The organism is Paenibacillus favisporus, from assembly GCF_040545415.1.
GTDB lineage: Bacteria > Bacillota > Bacilli > Paenibacillales > Paenibacillaceae > Paenibacillus_AQ > Paenibacillus_AQ favisporus.
The window spans coordinates 512,612-531,205 of record NZ_JBEPLV010000003.1 but is presented as its reverse complement, the minus strand read 5'-3'; the positions used below and the strand labels follow the sequence as shown (position 1 = coordinate 531,205).

Genomic DNA, 18,594 nt, shown 5'->3' with positions numbered 1-18,594 from the left:
ATGGGAATGCAAACCACAGCTCACCAAGTCATCTGCAACTGGCTGACATATCCCGTTTCGGAAGTAGTCCCTATAGCTTTGCGTCACTGCTTTTCAGCAGTTTTGCCTATGGATTTTACATGTACATTTTTATAGAAACTAATAAATAATTAGTAACTATAAATTGTTCATTTCGCAAACCTAGTCTACCATAATTTTCATGGATATTTCCATTCATTTCAGAAATTAATCTGCAAACATTTTCATATTCAACAGTTGATCCATTTCCGGCGTGTAAATTTCGATCGACCCCTTTGCTTTCGTACAGACCGCGAGCTTATATGGTCCTTCCATCGGGATCAGCATAAACTGATAATTGCGTGCTTCAATGTCGGGACCGCTGTACTCAATTTTTCCGTCCGGACGAACCGTGATCGTAAATGAGTCCAGCGGCTGACTTAATCCTCTGCCGATGCACTTGATATAGCTTTCTTTGAGCGTCCAGATGTCATAAAACCGGTTCAGCCGCTCTTCTTCGGTCAAGTGTTGAAGCAGTCCGATTTCAGCGGGTGAAAAACATGATTCAGCCATTTCCGGGTTCACAGGGAGCACCTGCTCGACATCCACTCCAAGTTCAGACGGGCCGAGGGCGGCTACCACCCAATCTCCGGAATGGGAAAGATTAAAGTGAATATCCGGTTCGTCTGCAAAGGCCGGTTTGCCGAATTCGCTGCGTGTCCATCGCTTGGAAAAGGCGGCAGCAGGCTTTACTTGGTTCACCGCCCAGCGCACCATGACCTCGCCGAACAGGCTTCTTACAGCATCCCTCCTGTTTCTGATTCGTCGTACTTGTCTGGTTCGTTCGGGAGAGACCCGTTTCATAAAATGATCGAAATGCGCCGCAGAAACGTTCTTGATCCCAAGCATATACAGTCTGATCATCAAGCCCTCCTGAGCACTTTGCTCCATTCGTAATCACCAGGTCTGCTTACAGCAGCTTCTGATACCAAATAAAGAAGCGAAATCTAGTACATTTTCCCTAATTCATCATTTTCTTTAGGATGAACCTCCTACGAAAAACAAACATTCATTATTACTATTCGGCCAATTTTTCCTATTTTTTAATAGCTTCTAGCATTTGTACACAATTTGATCAACAATTTTTACCCATGTACGGATTGGGGATGATCCGCAAAATGATCAGCACGCTTCGTAGAATGTGTGGCAAATTAGCAATTCCTTTACGATGTGTACTTATTTACGTCTTGCTTTACACCGCAGGTGCCTCTTTTTGTAGTACGCAGCAGGTGCCTCTTCTTGCAGTACGCAGCAGGTTGAGTTAGCCGTGGCGGAATTCTGTCCTATGAATAAACTGAAACGGATCACTAGAATGTATTTGAGCGGGAGGATGAAAAATGGCGACTGCAAAAACTACAGCGATGCTTATATCGATCGGAACCGAAACCCGTGAGGTCTCTGTTAATTTTGAACTACGAGGTATTAACTTGCCAGAAGGTAAATCCATAACAGTAAAGAGGGGCGGTATATCCAAAAAATTAATCCTCACGAGGGATTCGTTTGAAGATGATCCGCCTGGAAATTTGCTGAGGCTTAACAATAGAGATATAGCCTTATTCGGTTTTCAATTAAATGAAAGAATCACCGTTCAATTTGACAGTAAAACGAATACAATGACGCTGGGAAGTGTTGGAGCTAAGTAACTAAGCCAGCCTCTTTGTCGTATCGCCGTGCAGTTAATTAATGGCATACCGTGCTCTCCCTTGCGATTGTCGTGTGAATCTATTGTGGTTGACTTTAAAGCGTGAGGAGACTGTATCCTGTCAAGTGCCAAAAAAACAGCAATGCTTTATGCTTTTATCGACTGGCGAGGAAAGCGGTCCAGAGATATCTTTAAATGGCTTAAATGGAGTTCGTCTCCCTGCTGAACGTTTCATCACAGTAAAAAGGTTACTGCTTGTTATTGAAAGTTTCGAAGATGATCCGCCCGGAAACTTAGTACGACTTCCGATTCAAAATATTAGTTTCTTTGGGTTTTTCCCTAATGAAAGAATTACCGTTCAATTTGACAGCAAGACGAATGTGTTGACCCTGGGGAGTGTGGGGGCGAAGTAGGTTTCACATTTGAAGTTTTACAACCGGGCTGTTTTTGAATCAGGAGGTGAATCGACTCGGATCCTTTTAAAACTCGTTTTTAATGCAAGCAATTTTTGTCATCATAAAAAAACTGCACCCCAACTGTTAGCATAGCTCTAACAATTGGGGTGCAGTATACACCGCCAGGCGGTTTTCAGATACAAATTGATTTAAGTTTATCCTTCGGCCGTGACAAGCTGGTCGTCGAAATATACCGTTTTGCCGGTACGGGCCGACTCGTAAATGGCCTCCAGAACTTCCGTTACGACCAGCGCCTGTTCAGGTTTGACCATCGGCTCGGTATCGTTCAGAATGCTCTCGATCCAGAGACGGCATTCTCTTCCGGCTTGGCTCTCAGAATTGCCTGCGAAGTAGGCGACTCCGCCTGTCTTCAGCTCCGGCTTCTTCGTATACAGCACGCCAAGGTCCTCACCGTTGATGCGCAGGCCGTCCTTCATGTCCGCGCCGCCTTCCGTACCGGACAGGGAAGCCTGAGCTTCGCCCACGTCAAGCGTGTTGAGCGCCCAGCTCGCTTCCAGAATGACGGTTGCGCCGTTCTCCATCGTAATAAAGCCAAACGCGGAGTCTTCCACATTAAATTCTTCCGGGTTCCATGGGCCAAAAGCGTTGGCAGGGCTTTCCTTGTCGCCAAGCTTGTAGTACACGTTGCCTTTGACGCTCTTTACTTTGTAATTGTTCATCAGCCAGAGCGTCAGGTCCAGCGCGTGCGTACCGATATCGATCAGCGGTCCGCCTCCCTGCTCATCCTCGTTCAGGAACACGCCCCATGTCGGCACGGCGCGTCTGCGGATCGCATGCGCTTTCGCAAAGTAAATGTCGCCGAGGTCGCCTCTTTCGCAAATTTGCTTGAGAGTCAGGGAATCCGGACGATAGCGGTTGTCATAGCCGATCGTGAGCTTCTTGCCGGTCCGCTTGGCGGTTTCGACCATCGCTCTTGCCTCTTTGGCTGTCTTGGCCATCGGCTTTTCACACATCACGTGTTTGCCTGCTTCGAGGGCGTCGATCGTAATAAAGGAGTGCGATTTGTTCGGTGTGCACACATGCACGACGTCAATGCTCTCATCCTTCAGCAGTTCTTTGTAGTCGGTGTAAATTTTGATCGTATCCTCTTTGCCGATTTTACGGGCGGACTCGATGGCACGCTCTTCGATGATGTCGCAAAAAGCCACCAGCTCTACGTTTTTCTGGTTAACCAGGTTCGGGATGTGCTTGCCGTTGGCGATGCCTCCACAACCAACGATTGCTACCTTCAATACTCTATCGGTATTTTGCGCCATGACTCATTCTCCTTTTCATATATAAAATGGGATTGTACCAGAATTACAAAATTTCCCGTAAATACTTCAGGCTCTGGCCGATGCTGTCCAGCTGCGGAATTTCATATTCCTCCTGCTCGACCGTAAACCAGTTGACGCCGTACTGCTTGCCTGCCGCCGTAATGGCACGGAAATCCATGATGCCGGAACCGATTTCCGTATTCCGCTTGTCCTCCAGGCTCTTCATATCCTTGATGTGCAGAATGGCGCAGCGCTCTTTGTATTTGTTGATAAAGTCCACCGAGCGCAGTCCGGCGTGCTCCGCCCAATATGTATCCAGCTCGATGAACAGATGATCAGGGTCCGTATTGTTCACCAGCAGGTCCAGCCCGTATTCGCCATCGAATTTCTCAAATTCAATGCCGTGATTGTGGTAACCGAAGCGGATACCGCTCTGCTTGCAGCGTTCGCCGATGCGGTTGAACAGCTCCGCAGTACGCTTGTAGCTGTCAGCGCTGTTTCTCATTTCCTCCGGAAGACCGGGACAGATGATGTAAGCGCTATTAATTTCCTGCGAATACTCGATCGTCCGATCCAGGTGATCCGTCAGCTCGGATACGCCGATATGGCTGCCGGCCGCCTGCAGGCCATACTCGTCCAGCGCTTTCTTCAGATCCGAGGCGGAAGTATTGAAATAACCTGCGAACTCGACGCCATCGTAGCCGATCTCCGCAACCTTCCGGAGCGTCCCGAGAAAATCAGTTCCTGTCAGTTCCTTGATTGAATATAACTGCAATGCCACCTTTTCCATCCTTTGCACCCCTTCCGTTGATACAAAGTAACGATACCAAAATCCCTCGAGAAGTTATACAATGAACCTATTCTAATATATTAAATATTTGTCATTGTATAACGGGAGCGTGCGAAAATGACCGAGCCTTATTTTGAGTCGAACCGCCCATCCATCGGGACGATCCACTATCCGTACGAATGCATGATCCATCAAAGCGCCGGCAGCCGCTGGATCGTTCACGCCCACTGGCACATGTATATCGAGATACTTTATTTTCTTACGGGAAAAGCCAAGGTGTTCCTGGGAGGAGAGTCCCATACCCTGAGCAAAGGCGATCTGATCGTGATCCACTCGCATGAAACCCACTCCATCTATGCGCTGGATGGGGAGCTGGTCTCTTATATTGTCATTAAATTCGATCCTGAAATTTTGTACTCGACATCCAGAACCGTATTCGAATCGAAGTACGTGCTGCCGTTTACGATGGCGGAATCGAACAATCAGCGGATGTTCGCCGAATCCGAAATCAAGGATACGGTCGTCCCGGATCTGGTGCGCGAAATTTATGACGAATTCACGAACCGGTCTTACGGCTTCGAGCTCGCGGTCCGAACGCTGATCTGCAGGCTCTTCCTGTGGTTTTTGCGCGAATCGAAAAACCTCGGCCTCCATTGGGATGTTGCCCACTCCTTAAAGGAGATGGACATCCAGATGCTGCAGAAAGTGTTCGAGTACATCGACGACAACTACCGCTTTGACATCAACGCCCAGGCCGCCGCGCGGATCTGCAACCTGAGCTACAGCTATTTTTCGCGCCGCTTCAAAGCGATCATGGGCAAAACGTTTACCAATTATTTGAACTACATTCGGATTACCGAGGCGGAGAAGCTGCTTCTGACCACCGAGATGACCATGACGGAAATCGCCCAGGAGACGGGATTTTCGAGCTCAAGCTACTTTATCCAGCAGTTCAAGCAGTACAAGAACATTTCGCCGAGCCAGTTCCGTAAAAAGGTCAGCAGCGAGAATGTTGAAATCCAAAACTCCCTTATCCGCAAAGATATGATATAATAGTCCGGCGCAGCACTCTGCGCTTAATTGAAGAAAATCCGCGCGTCCCGCGCGGGAGAGGTTCGCGAACTCCCTCTATAAAAAACTAAGACTGCCCTCTTTGGCCATAAAGACCGGGCTTGTTTTTTTACGGATCAGTTCAAGAATCCTCTCTCTTCTGCCGGAGATCGGGTGCTTTCCAGCCCTACCCTTCCGGACCACATCATGAAGGAGAGGTTTTTTTATGCTCAAAAACGAAAAAGCAGTCGTCGTGTTCAGCGGCGGCCAAGACAGTACGACCTGCCTGTTCTGGGCGCTCCGGCAGTTCAAGGAAGTCGAAACGGTTACGTTCGACTACGGTCAGCGCCACCGGCTTGAAATCGAATGCGCGCAGTCGATCGCCGCGGAGCTCGGCGTGAAGAACACCGTGCTGGACATGAGCCTGCTGAATCAGCTCGCCCCGAACGCGCTGACGCGAAGCGACATTGAAATCACGCAGGAGGAAGGCGAGCTTCCCAGCACGTTCGTGGATGGCCGGAACCATCTGTTCCTGAGCTTCGCCGCTGTGCTGGGCAAGCAATCCGGCGCCAGACATCTGGTCACCGGCGTATGCGAAACGGACTTCAGCGGTTACCCCGACTGCCGGGATGCTTTCGTCAAGTCCCTGAACGTGACGCTGAACCTCGCCATGGACTACGACTTTGTCATCCATACGCCGCTGATGTGGCTCGACAAAGCGGAAACCTGGAAGCTTGCCGACGATCTGGGCGCCTTCCCGTTTGTGCGCGAACGCACGCTGACCTGCTATAACGGCATCATCGGCGACGGGTGCGGCGAATGCCCTGCCTGCCGGCTGCGCAAGGCTGGTCTTGATAAATACCTTCAATCCAAGTCGGAGGCGCTGCAGCCATGACCAAGACTCCCGGCGAATTCCGCATCGTGGACCGGCTGCAAAAGCTGGGGGAAGACATCCAGGCATCCGACCTGCGTTATCATCATAAGAGGGTGCTTGTCAGCAAAGAGTTTACCTTCGACGCCGCGCACCACCTGCATGCCTATGAAGGCAAATGCAAAAACTTGCACGGCCATACGTATAAAGCCGTTTTTGGGATCAGCGCCTATCCGGACGAGGTCGGCATTACCGCCGATTTCGGCCTGATCAAGCTAATCTGGAAGGAGCGGATCGAACCTTCCTTGGACCACCGCTATTTGAACGAAACGCTGCCTCCGATGAATACGACCGCCGAGAATATAGTCGTTTGGCTGTTTGAGCGGATGGAAGAGGCGCTTAACTGCGGGGATTACCGAATCGAAGGCGGCCGGACCGAATTCGTCCGTCTGTTCGAAACGCCGACGAGTTATGCCGAGGCGAGACGGGAGTGGATGTACGAATGAATATTCCCGTGCTTGAAATTTTCGGCCCAACGGTTCAGGGCGAAGGCATGGTCATCGGCCAGAAGACGATGTTCGTGCGCACGGCGGGCTGCGATTACCGCTGCTCCTGGTGCGACTCCGCATTTACATGGGACGGCAGTGCCAAAGCGGACATCCGCCAAATGAGCGCCGGCGACATCTGGGAGGAGCTTCAGCGGATCGGTGGCGAGCGCTTCTCCCACGTCACCCTGTCCGGCGGCAATCCGGCTCTGCTGCCCCAGCTTGGCTCGCTTGTGAGCCTGCTGGAAAGCAAAGGGATCCGGATCGCCGTCGAAACCCAGGGCTCCCGCTGGCAGGATTGGCTCGACGACATTCACGAAGTCACGCTGTCGCCGAAGCCGCCGAGCTCCGGAATGGAGACCGACTGGGAGATGCTGGACAGCATCGTGACCCGGCTTGCGGCCAGACCGGCCGAATATGCGTACAGCTTGAAAGTCGTCGTCTTTGACGATGCCGATCTGGCCTATGCCGCCAAAGTCCATGCCCGGTACCCGCAGGTGCCGATGTATCTTCAGGTCGGCAACCCCGACCTAAAGCGGATGGATATCGCGGGCCATGCCGCCGACCTGCTCACCCGCTATGAGCGGCTCATCGACGCCGTTGTCGCTTCCCCCGAGCTGAACGCGGTCCGCGTGCTGCCTCAGCTTCACGCGCTGGTGTGGGGAAATAAGCGCGGCGTTTGACCAAATCTGCAGCAGCCTTAAGCTCGCAGATTCGGGCGGATGGCAGCTGAAAACATTTTCCTATTGAACAAATTAGAAACGATCCAGGAGGAATGACGATATGTCTGGAAGACAGCCGCACGAAATGAAGGATTTGACGCTTCTCGGCAACCAGGGGACCAAGTATGTGTTCCAATATGACCCTGAGCTGCTCGAGAGCTTTGATAACAAGCATGCCTACCGCGATTATTTCGTTAAATTTAATTTTCCCGAGTTTACCAGCCTGTGCCCGATCACGGGACAACCCGATTTCGCCACGCTTCATATCAGCTACATTCCCGACCAGAAAATGGTCGAGAGCAAGTCGCTGAAGCTGTACCTGTTCAGCTTCCGGAATCATGGGGACTTCCATGAAGACTGCATGAACATTATTATGAACGATCTGATCAAGCTGATGGATCCGCGCTATATTGAGGTATGGGGGAAATTCACGCCGCGGGGCGGCATTTCAATCGATCCGTACTGCAATTACGGACGCCCGGGCACCAAGTATGAGCAGTGGGCGGAGCAGCGCATGATCAACCACGATCTGTATCCCGAGAAAATCGACAACCGTTAAGGCAATAAGCCGACATACGCAGCAGCCGCGGGATCCCCCGCGGCTGCTTTGCGTACCTGCGGCCGTCTTCTTAACGCTTCCTCATTACGCCTCTTCTTTACGCTTCTTCTTTGCGCTTCTTCGTTACGGCTCTTCCTTCGGCCAGGCCGATTTATCAATTTCGCAGTGTCACTTGGGCCATTGTTACATACGCTATGTTAACGACGGATTTGGGAAAGGAGCCTGCCATGCTCGTCTTCATTCTGCCTTCCCTCCACCTGCGCCACGCACAATCAACCGCCTGTTCCGTACAGCAGGAGCTCCCTGATTCGAATGTCGTCGTGCTGGAACATGGCAGCCTCGGTTCCCGGATGAACCAGGAGCTTGCCTCGTACCAAGAGCCCTACTTTCTGACGCTGCACGCGGGGGAGCGGCTGCTCCCGGGCATGGATGCCTTCCTGCGCACAGAGCTTTGCCATCTTCCCGAATCGTCGGCCGGCTGCCTCTTCAGCCCCACAACCCCAGATGAGGGCGGACGCGAACGATTTCAGTCGCCAAGAGGCCCGCTGATCTGGCGAACGGACGCTGTCATGGCACTGCCTTCACCAGGTTTCACGGAAACAGCGCTGCTGCCTTTCGAATCCTACATCCTGTTAGACAAACAATACCAGCTTAACGCCGCTTTCACCTGGACTTCTACCCGCAATTGTCCGGTGGTTCCGGCTGTCTCCTCCCCGTTACCCTGGCAAAAAAAGCGTGAGGAATGGGAGCTGCTGCGTCCGCTGCTCGCTGCACCGATCCAGGTTGAGCCGAGGACGGACGCGTCACATAAAGTGCCGCTGGTAACCATTCTGTTATGTACTTATAATGATGCCGATTATATTCCTTGGGCTGTCCGTTCGGTCATGGCACAAACGCTGTCCGATTGGGAGCTCTTAATCATCGATGACGGGTCGACCGATCATACGGAGCATATCTTGGAATCGCTGTATCCGGACCAACGCATCCGAACCTGCCGGCTGGAGCGCAATTCGGGAAAGGCCCATGCTCTGAATTCGGGATTGTCCATGGCGAAAGGAAGCTGGCTGCTCGAGCTCGATGCCGACGACTGGCTGTCCCCCGACTGCCTGGAACAGTTATACAGCAAGGCTAGCCTGCACAGGCAAGCAGGCGTTATATATGCCGATCACGTTCAATGGGAGGAACGGAAAAACAAGCAGCTGATCTATCAGGGTGTACGCACCGCCGTTCATCCTTTCTCTACAGCCCGTGTAATCGAAGCCGGCATTCCCATTGCCCCGCGGATGTTCAATACAGCCAAGCTTAGATCGTTGTCCGGCTGGAACACGGATTCCCCGTTCGGCGGCCGTCTGTACGAAGACATCGAAATCCTCGCCAGAATGTCGGGGTCCGCCGAATTTTTGTGTGTCAATAGGGCGCTGTACCATCGGCGAATCCGGCTGCACAGCATTACGCACCGCCATGTAGATCATTACCCGGAATGGCAGAGCTGGATGAACGCCGGGGACAATGGGACTGCACCGAGACCATGATTGTTTACTGAGGCAGGATGCGGACCAGCGCCACGCTGTTCGTGGAAATATTTACGCGCTGCGTCGTTGGGATATAATTAGTACTCACCGTATCCACGGCAAGTATACCGCCTGATGAAGAAACCAGGGTGCCCTGTATAAACTGATTGGGTTGCAGCACCTCGACGTGTCTCCCGGTAAAAACGGCAAGTGCTTCCTCAAAATTCATATGTTTTCCCTCCTGAAGTTACTAAGGTTTATGAAACGGCCAACAAGCTGCGGAACGGTATCAATACGTTGCTTCCATCCGGTTCAAGAACCTGGACATAGTCTTCGCCAATCAGAATCAAGGTGCCGAATATGGTTCCTACCGGCGTTTCCAGCGTGACTCGCGTATTAATCCGCGGTGTGAGCAAGGCCACGATGCCTGTAGGTCCAGTACCCGGCGCTGGTCCTGGTCCTGGTGCTGGACCTGGCGCCGGCCCTGGTGTCGGCCCTGGTCCCGGTCCTGGTGCCGGTCCTGGACCGATGCCCAAGCGGCTGTTCAGGGTGGCGACCTGCTGCTCCAGCGTGCTTACCCGGGCCGAAAGCTCCGCCACGGTGCCTGCAACGCTCTCGAACTGCTGCTTCAGTTTTAACAGCCGGTGCTTGATATCATGGATCACTTTCAGAAGAGTACCCGTTTTTTTCTTATGGTGATGACGCTTCTTTTTGTGATGGACATGTTTTCCATAATCCTTCGCATGTTTTTTCATGAATACCAATTTCACTTGACCTACCTCCTTTATAGTCATTGGTACAATATGTAGGTAGATAACGATGGGGACCAGGCCAAGTGGAAGTTGATCAAAATGCCCAGCGGTAAGCCTTTACCCGGGCAATTCTCCTAAAAATGATCAGCTCATATGGTGATATACCCAAACGTAAAGTTGACCCGGCACATATTTTGTACATAGACAATCGTTAGGGAGGAGAATAACGCTTGAACAAACCGAGGAACCGATCCAGGAAGGCATCCCGCCCATTGTCTGCCTCCGCGGCCGATAAACCAAAAAGCAATCATTCAGTCAAGCCAAAACGTGCCCTCGACCCGCGTATAACCGCGCTTGCTTCACCGCGCGATTCTCTGCCGATGGAGCCTTTTCCAGGGCAGCACCTCGGGGCGTATTCGCCCCCTCGCTTGCCAATCTCAGTGCCTACTGCAATGGAGCCTTTACAGGATCTTCGTACAGCAAAATCCGGCCCGGATTCGGCGGTACCCTATGACATCATCCGGTTTCCCGTTATTGACTGGGATTTCCGCTGGCAGCGTCCGCAGCAGTTGTCCCGGCAGTTTGCCGCACGGGGTCACCGCGTTTTTTATATAACGACGGACGTCGTCTCCATTTCGGAGGAGCGTGCCGCCAGGGATGAAGTCTGCCGCTATGTCAAATTCAAAAAGGTGGACCGGAACGTATGGCTGGTGACCCTCTGTGCCCATAGACGTTTAAACTTGTACCAGGACCAAATGGACGATTTGGATATCCAATATTTAAAATGGTCACTGGAGCATGTCCTTGCCAAATTTGCGGTCACCTCGTATGTATCCATCGTCGACCTTCCGTTTTGGACTCCGCTTGTTACAGCGATGAACCGGCACAACATCATGTATGACTGCATGGACGATCATGCCGGGTTTTCGACCAATCATGCCGACGTTATTCATCAGGAAGACCTGCTGATCCAAAAAGCAAATGTGGTGCTCACTTCCTCGCAAGTGCTCCATCAGCGCGTCCGTGAGCTGAATCCCTCATCGATTCTGGTGCGCAACGCTGCTGATGTCAGTCATTTCGCCGGCTGGGCGGGCAGCGCCCCCGCAGAACTCAGCAGCATTACCGGCCCGGTGATCGGCTATTACGGCGCGATCTCGGATTGGTTTGATATCGGCTTGATTGAAGCTATGGCCCGAAACAGGCCGGAATGGACCTTTGCCTTAATCGGCCATACGTTCGGCTGCGAGACCTCCGGGGTGGAACAGCTGCCGAACGTCCTGCTGCTCGGGGAGAAGCCCTATGAGGAGCTTCCAGGCTATCTTCACCGGTTTGACTGCGCGATCATTCCGTTCGTCCAGAACAATTTGACCCAGGCGACAAACCCCGTCAAGCTCTATGAATATTTGGCGGCGGGCAAGCCGGTGGTTTCCACCCCTTTGCCCGAGCTGACCGAAATCGCCTCGGACATGGTGGAAATCGCGGATTCCCCCGGAGCGTTCGAGGCGGCGGTGGAGCGGACGCTCAGCATCGAGGCGGCGCAGCCGGAAGCCGCGAGATTTCGGCGTAAATTTGCCATGAGCAATACGTGGGGGCATCGTTACGAAATGCTGCATCGGGCCATTGTGCAGCATATTTTTCCGAAGGTCAGCATCGTCATCGTGACCCATAACAACTGGTCGTTCACAAGGCAGTGTCTGAACAGCCTGCTTCGGAAAGACGCCTATCCGAACATGGAGATCATTGTAGTCGACAACGGCTCCACCGATCAGACCCGTGCGCAGCTTGCGGCGTTGGCGCAGAAACCGGTGCAGACCGTCTTTTCACCCATCAATCTGGGGTTTGCCGAGGGTAACTCATTGGGAGCAAGCTGTGCCACCGGTGAATATCTGATTCTCCTTAATAACGATACGATTGTCCCCGACTCGACCTGGGTTCCCAAGCTGATCCGGCCGTTGCAGGAACACCGCGATATCGCCATGACCGGACCGATGTCCAACCACGTAGGGAATGATCAGGCGCTTGACTTTTTTATCGGTGACCCCGTACAAGGGGCGGATCCCGGCTGGCTGCAGGAGTTTTATGAAAATTACCGCGGACGCACCCGCGAAACCGGACTGCTCGGATTTTTCTGTGTGGCCATCCGGCGCAGCGCATTTGAAGAGATCGGGCCGCTGGACCGCCATTACGGCATCGGAATGTTTGAAGACGACGATTACTGTGAACGGGTCAAGCAAGCGGGCTACCGGATGGTGATCGTTGAAGACGCCTTTGTGTACCATCACGGCAGCGCAACGATCAAGAAGCTGAAAAGCCAGGAATATCAATCGCTCTGGGAACGAAATAAACATTATTATGAAGCAAAATGGAACAAGTCGTGGCAGCTGCCCAAAGGTCCGCTGAACCCCTTTAACCTGTCCGTAACCCCAGAAGAAGTCCGGGAAGCGGCCGATGCTCTCCATTCAGGGGAAAAACGTGTGCTGGTGCTTGGAGAACTGTCATGGAGCGACGAATCTGCAAGATGGCAGCAGCTGGTGAAGCAGTTGGCCCAAAGGGACGATTGCACCGTGATTGTCTACACGCTGACATATCTTCAGCATCCCGTCGTCGGCATCCGCAAGGCCGGCCCCCGGCTGTATTTGACCAACCGTATCGATTTGTTCAGCCAATTCAGCTTCGATTTAGCCGTTTATTGCGGGTCGCAGCAGGTGTTCGAAGAGATTCATGCCGATCGTTATGCGGCAGATGGGAAATGCTACCATGCAGGTCAGTTCGGGCCGCTTGCCTCCAAATTGCCGGAAGTTCAGCTGTACGAAGAGCCTGAAGTGTCCCGATTTGTTCAGCAGTCGTTTGCATGATAGGCCTAGGTACAATGGCTGAACCATTCGTTTTGCGGTACATGGAATGTCACGATAAAGCCCTCACCCGGACCCCGGATCATTCCCGGTTCGGACGTGAGGGCTTTAGTTCTTTTCATGCTTCAAAGGTTTGGAATGCTCTAACCATTAGCCATTCAACTGTTCCAAATAGCGCTGAATGACGGACGGATGCTTTCCTTGAAAAGGGACCGTGGCAATTTGGTACTCCTTATGGCTGTAATTCCAGTCCGGTTCCCCTTCATTGTTCAGCAGATTGACATCTCCTCTGCGGTTGTCGTTATATTTGATCCGCTTGCCAATCGCATAGTGGTAATGGTATACGTTAACGTCGGCCCGGGCGCGCGGAACGTTCCAAATGCTGGCTCCGCCGGCCGCTTCCAAAGTGCAGTGATGCTTCTCGTCCCGGTAACGGATGCCTTTGCCGGCCCGCCACATCCGTGTGATGTCATTGGACCAGCGCTCATCCCCTGGACTATTGACCCGAATCGTGTTCGTATCCCTCCAAAAGTTCACAAACGGAAATTGATAGACATCAACGGCGGTGTTCGCCATCAGCTCAGGCAGCACGTCCCGGAACCCGTCGTCCATGATTTCATCGATATCGAGGTTCATAATCCAATCCCCGGTGGCCTGACCGATCAAAAAGTTCCGCACTTCCGATTCGTTCCAGTCCTCGGTATAGGGAAGACCTGTCTGCGGCATCGTAAACAGCCGGATCGGATACTTCGTTTCAAGCCGGGCAATATGCTCCAGGCTACCGTCCGTGCTTCCCCCATCCACGATAATGATTTCATCGGCAAAGGCTGCCACGCTCTCCAAATACAAAGGGACAAATGTCTCTTCGTTCAGGATCGGGACAATGACCGATAATGTCATAGGTTCTGCTCCTTCCTTTCCTGTTCATCCCATGCTAGCCGTATTGCGGCGGAACGTCTTACAATCAGGGCTTACCCGCCTGCTTTTCCCGAATCAGATCGTTCATCGACTCCTTATCTCCCCGGGCAGCTCTGTATCGTTCAAAAAGCCTGTAATTATGCTCATAATGGGGGTTGCCCTGCGGACCAACAAAAGGATGCCAGAAATGGTACATCAGTCCGTCGAGACGGATATGCTCGCCCACCAGTGTATCCATCGTATAAGCAAAAGCCTCGTCCTCGCCGCCCCAGCCGATGAAACGCTCATCGTAACCGCCAATCCGTTCAAATGCGCCCCGGCCGACAATATTTAATCCCCCGACGAAAAAGGCGGCATGTTCTTCCCTGGTATCCGGTTCGGTATCCAGGGGCCAGATGGCTTCTCCCTCTATGACCAACCGGGAGATACGCTGCGTCAGCCGGTTGATCCGGCTGAACGGAATCACCCACCGCCCCTGTTCAATCCAGCGGACCGAATCGGCCACCAGCTGCGGGTCGTAGACGATATCACCGTCGGCAATGATGAAGATGCTGCCGCTTGCCCGGGATGCTGCCCGGTTGATCGCCCTGGATCTGCTGAAAGGTTCGTCCGCGCCGATCTCCCCGATGCAAATATCCGCCGAGGGCAGAATATGCTTGTAAAACCGAAGGACAAAGGACAGCGCCTCATCCCTCGGCCCGCCGTCCGGCTGGTATGGAATCAGAACGGACAATTCGTCATGCATTCACATTTCACCTCCGCTTCCGATAGATTAACCGGCTGCCGGTCTATGCTTTTCGAAAAACACCGAGTTCCCGGTATTTTCCCGTGCCGAACGTATCCGCCAGCTTTTCATAATGCTTAAAACCGGTATTCTCTATCAGCAGCTTCTTCTCCGATTCAATGGCATCCCCGGATTCCCAGAAGAGCAGACCGCAGACGCTCCGGTCCAGCTGGGCAAGAAACCGCCTGCAAGCTTCCGGATCTTTCATCATGTGATAAAAAACGGTCAGCAGCAGTCCGATATCATATTGCTGCACGGCTTCGGTTTCTTCAAAACGCTCCGTTATGACGGAAAATGCCGTCCGCTCCATCGCGTTCAGCTTGTGGAGGAGGGTATGGTGATCCGGATCCGGTTCCACCCCGGTGACGTCCGCCCCTTCTCTGACAAAATGCCGGGCATAGTAACCGATGTTGCAGCCGATGTCCAGGACGCTCCGCCCTTTCAGCTTCCCTGGCCCCAAAAACCGGGCAATGTGGTCAAGCCTCGTTGGATACGTTTCGTCCCGCTCACTGTGCATATCGTAAAACCGTGGATTCAAAATCGGCGTGTAAATCAGCGTTCGCTGCTGGTCCTTCATCGTTTGCTCGACCTCAGCCGCTGCCGCGGAGTGAAGCCAGACCGTATAATCCTGCAGCGGGAGTCGGACCGGAATCCTCCGAAAGCCGAGGCAGTACAAAAAACAAGCCCTGTGATGTCCGTCCAAAACGTTGAAATATCCGGCCGGATTCCATTTCGCTTTGACCGGATGATCGAAAAAAAAGTCCGGTCCGCTGCGGAGCTCAGACTGCATATTGTCGTATTCCAGCCGTCTTTGGTTCAGCAGCTCTTTTTGGGCCATCAACGGCGTTATTCCCCGTGTCACGTGAATCTGCTCATACCAATCCAGGTAAGCATCCGGTGCGGCGCCCGGCTCCTCGGCAAAGTAGCGGTATAGCTCGCGGTGCGGAACGAACCGCATGATGGAAATGTCCGCGTACTGAAGATGGTGTTCGTACCAACGGTCTGTAAATGATTCGATCAGATGGTCGGTACGGGCCGACCGGACATCCAATTCGGTGAACAGCAGCTCCACAGGGATTTCAGTAACTACGTAATCTCTGCCAGCACCATGCCCCGTCATTTGGCGCTTCCCCCATTCGGTGTTGATATTGACCAAAACCCCCGACTTTTATCCGTGCGGCTGTGCGCCCTGGAATAAATAGGTGGCAAAGTCACGCTGGATATAATCCTTGAACATGTGCTTAGAGGCGGTTGGATAAAGGTCCAGCTCCTCTTCCGTCCAAACGCTGAGATGGGTTTCGTATTCGTTGCCGTATTCGGCGCCCTGCGGCCAATCAGGCCCAATCGGAACGTTCAAGAGCAGGCTGCGGCATTGCTTCAGACAGGCTTCAAGCAGCCAGATCCCTCGCTCCTTCTCAAAATGCTCAAGGACATCGCCTACAATAATCAGATCATAGACTCCAAGCTGCCGTTTCATCATCAGTTCGTAGGCATCCCCAATATATATATGGTTGTAAAAGTATGGATGATAGTCGTCCACATTTTTCGGAAAAACTTCGACCCCCTCGATCCTCGTCTGCCACTGCTCACGAAAGACACGCCCCTGCCAGACGTCGAGAAATTCCCTGCAGAGCATGCCCCACCGGCCGAACCCGACCCCGATGTCAAGAACGCTGGACGGAGCCGCCTGCCGGATGAGTTCCACGCAATAAGACAGGTTCTGCCAGTTTGATGTGCCCATGTGGGTCGTCACCTCCTAAATTCCGAACAAGACGCCAAGCCAGCGTTTCACGCCCGCTTCGATGGTCCAGTGCGCTTCGATTTCCGTTCTGCACAGACGCCCGATTTCCCTCAAACGCGATCTTTCCTGCAGGCAGCCGTCAATGGCCTGGATAAATGCCCCGGGATCGTCACGGTCCAAAATGAAATGATGCCCGCTGGGATGGGCTGCTTCCTTTACGTATCCGACGTTGGTGGACAACACCGGTTTGCCGCTGGCAAAAGCCTCAAGCGCCGTCGCTCCGCCCCCTTCATTCGCCGACGTGATCAGAAGCAGGTCAATATCCCGATAGAAGCGCGGCATCTCTTCGTGCGCATACGCTCCGGCCGTTTCAACGAAGCGCACTTCCGGCCGGCCGGCAAAATGACTTTTGATCGGCTCATACAGAGCCGCATAACGTTTGGATGCCTTTCCCGGATCTCCCGCCCACCCGATGACGAGCGGCCGGCCTTCCTGCTCCAAGGGCTCCCCGTCCGAAGAAACGGGATGGAACAGCGCATGGTCGACAAAGTGTCCGATATGGCGGACGGAAGCAGCCGGTGCCATCGCTGCGAGGCACTCGGTCAGCTTCAGATTCATCGCCCCGATCGAGCCGATGCGGGCAATCACCAGGCGCAGAAAATCGGGATCGGGTTCCGGCTTGTCAGCCCATTCACGGAACGTGTCGTAATTTTTGCTGAAATAATAATAGGAGACCGCAGCGGATGAATCGATCCGGATATGCTTAAAGATGGCAAATGCCGCCAGGCCCAGGCACATGGCGGAGATGCGGGAATATTCCCGGTTCAGCGCCTCGCTGCCTCTGCTCCCGATGCTCTCCTCCAGTTGTTTGGCGGACATGATATCCAGGCAGGGATGATGCTGTTGAATGATTTTGGCCGTCTTGCCCAGGATCCACCAGTCGACATCGTAAATAAGCAGATGCTTTTCGACCGTCCTCGCCTCCTGTCAGGCTTCCGGCAGGAATCCAGCCCGCCAGCCGCCGCAATTGAATTACGTCCTATACGATCATATTCCAGCGCAGAGCCGCTAGTTACGGGAGGGGGCGAAATATTGGACCTACTCAGCAAAAAAAGGCAGAAACCACGTGGGTTTCTGCCTTTTGCTCTTTATTGAAGCAGCTGTTTCATTCTCTGTATGGTCTCGTCATTGTAAGGCAGGTTCACCGTGGCACGAAGATCATAAGAATCCTCCACCTGGAACGTAATATGGCTGAATTCAAGCAGCCCCACGCGCGGATGGTAGATTTTTTTCCGGCCTTCCTTGACGTTCAGCACATCATGCTGGGGCCACCATGCCCTGAATTCCTCGCTTTCCTTGTTCAAATCTTCAATCATCCCGCTCCACCATGGATCCTCGACATTGAGTCCGTATCCCGCACGAAACTGGGCGAGCCGGAGCCGGGCGTTCTTCTCCCAGCCCTCGCCCAGAAGCTCCTTCGTATAGGGAGAAACGAACATTCTCCAAACCGAGTTCCGCTCCCTGACCGTCATCTGCTCATAATCGCCGAACACGAGCCGTGCCGCCCTGTTCCAGCCGACGATATCCCAGCGGGAATTGGCCACAAACGCCGGGTGTTCCCCCTGTTCGTCCAGGAACGTCTGCAGGAGCGGGCTGATCGCCATTTCCGGCTGCTGATAATGAAACGGCAGAAGTCTCGAAGCCAGCAGGAACAGATGCTTCGTTTCATTCTCATCCAGCTGCAGCGCCCTGGCGATGCTCTCGAGCACCTGAGTGGACACAGAGATGTCCCTTCCCTGTTCAAGCCACGTGTACCAATCGACACTTACGCCAGCAAGCAGCGCCACTTCCGCCCGCCGAAGGCCGGGCGTTCTTCGTCTCCCTCCGCCGGGGAGACCCGCCTGTTCCGGAGTCAGACGGGCCCGCCGGGTCTGCAAAAATTCGGCAAGCTGGCTCGTACGCTGATGCGTTGTCTCCATATAAAGACCCTCCATTTTCTATCCGAAGTGGGCAAGATGACCGATACCTAGGAGAACCACTCCTAGGATAAACCGCTCTCTTCATCCCC

Annotated in this window: 20 protein-coding genes and 2 riboswitches; of the genes, 9 read left to right on the top strand and 11 right to left on the bottom strand. The window is 53.1% G+C overall.

Annotated features, from left to right (window positions below; genetic code table 11):
• Positions 1 to 30 precede the first annotated feature (30 nt).
• A riboswitch (cyclic di-GMP riboswitch) is annotated at positions 31 to 117 on the bottom strand.
• A gap of 108 nt (positions 118 to 225) precedes the next feature.
• Positions 226 to 921: a 4'-phosphopantetheinyl transferase family protein gene (locus tag ABID47_RS15605; protein ID WP_354497981.1), complete on the bottom strand. Its 696-nt coding sequence runs from the start codon at positions 919 to 921 to the stop codon at positions 226 to 228.
• 473 nt (positions 922 to 1,394) lie between these two features.
• Between ABID47_RS15605 and ABID47_RS15600 the strand changes: the two genes are divergently transcribed.
• The gene (locus tag ABID47_RS15600) at positions 1,395 to 1,700 is read left to right on the top strand and encodes a hypothetical protein (RefSeq protein ID WP_354497979.1); all 306 of its coding nucleotides are present in this window, start codon (positions 1,395 to 1,397) and stop codon (positions 1,698 to 1,700) included.
• Positions 1,701 to 1,824: 124 nt separating this feature from the next.
• Positions 1,825 to 2,112, top strand: a complete 288-nt coding sequence (locus tag ABID47_RS15595; protein WP_354497977.1) for a hypothetical protein — start codon at positions 1,825 to 1,827, stop codon at positions 2,110 to 2,112.
• Between the two features lie 197 nt (positions 2,113 to 2,309).
• Here the strand turns inward: ABID47_RS15595 and ABID47_RS15590 are convergent, their stop codons facing one another.
• Positions 2,310 to 3,431: a Gfo/Idh/MocA family protein gene (locus ABID47_RS15590; RefSeq protein WP_076167255.1), complete on the bottom strand. Its 1,122-nt coding sequence runs from the start codon at positions 3,429 to 3,431 to the stop codon at positions 2,310 to 2,312.
• Between the two features lie 43 nt (positions 3,432 to 3,474).
• Positions 3,475 to 4,221, bottom strand: coding sequence for a sugar phosphate isomerase/epimerase family protein (locus ABID47_RS15585; protein ID WP_116230953.1), 747 nt, complete (start codon positions 4,219 to 4,221; stop codon positions 3,475 to 3,477).
• Between the two features lie 117 nt (positions 4,222 to 4,338).
• On the opposite strand from ABID47_RS15585, the gene ABID47_RS15580 reads away from it, so the two are divergent.
• From ABID47_RS15580 to ABID47_RS15555, 6 genes are all read left to right on the top strand, one after another.
• Positions 4,339 to 5,274 (top strand): AraC family transcriptional regulator, encoded by a 936-nt coding sequence (locus ABID47_RS15580; RefSeq protein ID WP_354497974.1) that lies wholly within the window; start codon positions 4,339 to 4,341, stop codon positions 5,272 to 5,274.
• A gap of 51 nt (positions 5,275 to 5,325) precedes the next feature.
• Positions 5,326 to 5,369, top strand: a riboswitch (PreQ1 riboswitch).
• Between the two features lie 128 nt (positions 5,370 to 5,497).
• Complete coding sequence (gene queC, locus ABID47_RS15575) at positions 5,498 to 6,166, top strand: 7-cyano-7-deazaguanine synthase QueC (RefSeq protein WP_183579364.1); 669 nt, start codon at positions 5,498 to 5,500, stop codon at positions 6,164 to 6,166.
• Positions 6,163 to 6,648 (top strand): 6-pyruvoyl trahydropterin synthase family protein, encoded by a 486-nt coding sequence (locus ABID47_RS15570; RefSeq protein WP_354497972.1) that lies wholly within the window; start codon positions 6,163 to 6,165, stop codon positions 6,646 to 6,648. The genes queC and ABID47_RS15570 overlap by 4 nt, the downstream gene beginning before the upstream one ends.
• On the top strand, positions 6,645 to 7,370 hold the full coding sequence (gene queE / locus ABID47_RS15565) for a 7-carboxy-7-deazaguanine synthase QueE (protein WP_354497970.1): 726 nt from the start codon (positions 6,645 to 6,647) through the stop codon (positions 7,368 to 7,370). Before ABID47_RS15570 ends, queE begins: the two co-directional genes overlap by 4 nt.
• Positions 7,371 to 7,470: 100 nt before the next feature.
• Positions 7,471 to 7,968 (top strand): preQ(1) synthase, encoded by a 498-nt coding sequence (gene queF / locus ABID47_RS15560; RefSeq protein ID WP_076167270.1) that lies wholly within the window; start codon positions 7,471 to 7,473, stop codon positions 7,966 to 7,968.
• Between the two features lie 227 nt (positions 7,969 to 8,195).
• A complete protein-coding gene (locus ABID47_RS15555; protein ID WP_354497967.1) occupies positions 8,196 to 9,500 on the top strand; it encodes a glycosyltransferase family 2 protein in 1,305 nt (434 codons plus the stop codon).
• A gap of 4 nt (positions 9,501 to 9,504) precedes the next feature.
• On the opposite strand, the gene ABID47_RS15550 is transcribed toward ABID47_RS15555, so the two are convergent.
• Together ABID47_RS15550 and ABID47_RS15545 are read right to left on the bottom strand one after the other, a co-directional pair.
• Positions 9,505 to 9,708: a hypothetical protein gene (locus ABID47_RS15550; RefSeq protein WP_354497965.1), complete on the bottom strand. Its 204-nt coding sequence runs from the start codon at positions 9,706 to 9,708 to the stop codon at positions 9,505 to 9,507.
• A gap of 28 nt (positions 9,709 to 9,736) precedes the next feature.
• Positions 9,737 to 10,249, bottom strand: coding sequence for a hypothetical protein (locus ABID47_RS15545; RefSeq protein WP_354497963.1), 513 nt, complete (start codon positions 10,247 to 10,249; stop codon positions 9,737 to 9,739).
• A 434-nt stretch (positions 10,250 to 10,683) separates the two neighbouring features.
• Between ABID47_RS15545 and ABID47_RS15540 the strand changes: the two genes are divergently transcribed.
• Positions 10,684 to 13,086: a glycosyltransferase gene (locus ABID47_RS15540; protein WP_354497961.1), complete on the top strand. Its 2,403-nt coding sequence runs from the start codon at positions 10,684 to 10,686 to the stop codon at positions 13,084 to 13,086.
• 147 nt (positions 13,087 to 13,233) lie between these two features.
• Here ABID47_RS15540 and ABID47_RS15535 read toward each other — a convergent pair whose 3' ends face one another.
• The 6 genes from ABID47_RS15535 to ABID47_RS15510 form a co-directional block, all read right to left on the bottom strand.
• Complete coding sequence (locus ABID47_RS15535; RefSeq protein WP_354497959.1) at positions 13,234 to 13,983, bottom strand: glycosyltransferase; 750 nt, start codon at positions 13,981 to 13,983, stop codon at positions 13,234 to 13,236.
• A 64-nt stretch (positions 13,984 to 14,047) separates the two neighbouring features.
• The gene (locus ABID47_RS15530; RefSeq protein WP_354497957.1) at positions 14,048 to 14,746 is read right to left on the bottom strand and encodes a galactosyltransferase-related protein; all 699 of its coding nucleotides are present in this window, start codon (positions 14,744 to 14,746) and stop codon (positions 14,048 to 14,050) included.
• 43 nt (positions 14,747 to 14,789) lie between these two features.
• The gene (locus ABID47_RS15525; protein ID WP_354497955.1) at positions 14,790 to 15,905 is read right to left on the bottom strand and encodes a class I SAM-dependent methyltransferase; all 1,116 of its coding nucleotides are present in this window, start codon (positions 15,903 to 15,905) and stop codon (positions 14,790 to 14,792) included.
• A 48-nt stretch (positions 15,906 to 15,953) separates the two neighbouring features.
• Positions 15,954 to 16,526, bottom strand: a complete 573-nt coding sequence (locus tag ABID47_RS15520; RefSeq protein WP_354497953.1) for a class I SAM-dependent methyltransferase — start codon at positions 16,524 to 16,526, stop codon at positions 15,954 to 15,956.
• A 15-nt stretch (positions 16,527 to 16,541) separates the two neighbouring features.
• Positions 16,542 to 17,405, bottom strand: a complete 864-nt coding sequence (locus ABID47_RS15515; protein WP_354497951.1) for a glycosyltransferase family 4 protein — start codon at positions 17,403 to 17,405, stop codon at positions 16,542 to 16,544.
• Positions 17,406 to 17,674: 269 nt separating this feature from the next.
• Positions 17,675 to 18,505 (bottom strand): helix-turn-helix transcriptional regulator, encoded by an 831-nt coding sequence (locus tag ABID47_RS15510; RefSeq protein WP_076167287.1) that lies wholly within the window; start codon positions 18,503 to 18,505, stop codon positions 17,675 to 17,677.
• Between the last annotated feature and the right edge of the window lie 89 nt (positions 18,506 to 18,594).